The following is a 1559-nucleotide window of genomic DNA, read 5'->3' as shown; positions in this document are numbered from 1 at the left end:
TCGATGCTTTCTCACGAGTGCGGGTTCATTTTCTAGGTTGACTTCGGCTTCCTTACCAGCATTTATTGAGATGTTGCCATTTTTCTAATCTCCAAAACTCCATCTAAAAAAGATAACCTTAACCCTGGGCGATCGATTAGCTGTTCAACAGCTTTAAATTCTCTCCAGGTTAAGTCACTAATTAAAATTGGTTCTGCTTCTCGTTCGATTAGTGTAGTTATCATGATTTAAACCCAAATTTAGAGCGTGAATTTTACTCAACATGATATCAGATCAAAACAGATTATCATGAAAAATATCATAGTCTAACAAACTGCCCTTAATCATACCATAGCTAGTAAACCTTTTGAGAATACCAAATCATTGGACTTCTTGTAAAAATCAAAAAGTTGTTAGTATTAGAAGTCAGTAGTCAGGAGAATTAAGAATGAATAATAATCAATTAAATAGTCTATTTACGGATTTTATGCCATTTAATCCTTATTTTTGACGTTTTTGAACCCTCAAAAATTAATCATGCAAGAGACATTATCTATTGCGGTTCTCACACCTGTGTGGCACACTTAAACCTTTGCTAATTAAGCTTTTCAACATCGGTAGTGTACCTCTTGCGAACAGGAAACGCTATAAATTACTTGTTAATACTGCACACTTAAAACTCAAATCTGATAACTGATAACTGATAACTGATAACTGATAACTGTTTTACTCGGCTTTTACCAAACCCTGAGAGCGAATGCAGGCCTGTTCCCAGCGACAATCGGGATTAACTTCCACTGGTTTGAGTCGCGCCCAGATTTCGCCTTGATCATCGGCATAAAAACTATCGATAATAGCAGGAATACGAGTACCAAAAGGTTCGGTAATCAGGACAGAATCGGTCAGATTAAATACTTCGCCATTAGCTCCCGTCGCTTTTTCGATGACGGGAATTTCTGCTTTGGGAATCGGTTTTCGGAATGGAGGAGCCGAATCGAAACGGGGACGGAGAGGAGATTTTATCTCACTACTGACTGATTTTACCGTTTCCTCGGCTGGTTTTTCCTCAATTATTTCTGGAGGGGTTTCCGGGGGTTTGGGGGGTACTGCAGCCCTAGAACCCTTTTTAATAATTTGTAGAGGTTGTAGAGGAGGAGTGGTTTTAATTGGCTCTTCGGGGGGTTCAGGGGTGCTAGGGGTTTTCTTCGGGGGACGTGGCATGATACGACAAGGAAAATAAAAACTATAGGATTATTGAAGCACATCGAGCCGCTAACCTGCTCGACCGGCGCTTGTGTCAATAGATATCTAGGGTTTGCGGCAAAAAGTTTTTCGTAGGGTGTAGGGTGTGGGGTGTGGGGAGCGGGTTTTTAAAGTTGGATTGGGAGTTAATCATACTGTTAAAAACGGATTTGGTATGGCTCTTCGGTTGGTGTTATGCAATAGACGGGGGTTATAAGGGATGTAACCCTTATATAGAAAGGCATTTAGCGATTTTTGTCAATTGTTTTTGATCTAGAGCGAACTAATCAATTAAGTCTCTTACCAGATAAGGATTTAGTCGATTTATGCCCCCCTAT

The 1559-nt window shown here is 40.1% G+C and carries 1 protein-coding gene and 1 pseudogene; both read right to left on the bottom strand.

Annotated features, from left to right (window positions below; genetic code table 11):
- Window positions 1–77: 77 nt before the first annotated feature.
- Window positions 78–224 (bottom strand): annotated as a pseudogene (locus PX481_RS07855) (Uma2 family endonuclease); the annotation flags it as partial.
- Between the two features lie 481 nt (window positions 225–705).
- The gene (locus PX481_RS07850) at window positions 706–1200 is read right to left on the bottom strand and encodes a hypothetical protein (RefSeq protein WP_002738874.1); all 495 of its coding nucleotides are present in this window, start codon (window positions 1198–1200) and stop codon (window positions 706–708) included.
- Window positions 1201–1559 lie beyond the last annotated feature (359 nt).

The organism is Microcystis sp. M53603_WE2 (assembly GCF_030065435.1).
This window is presented reverse-complemented; position numbering and strand designations above follow the sequence as displayed.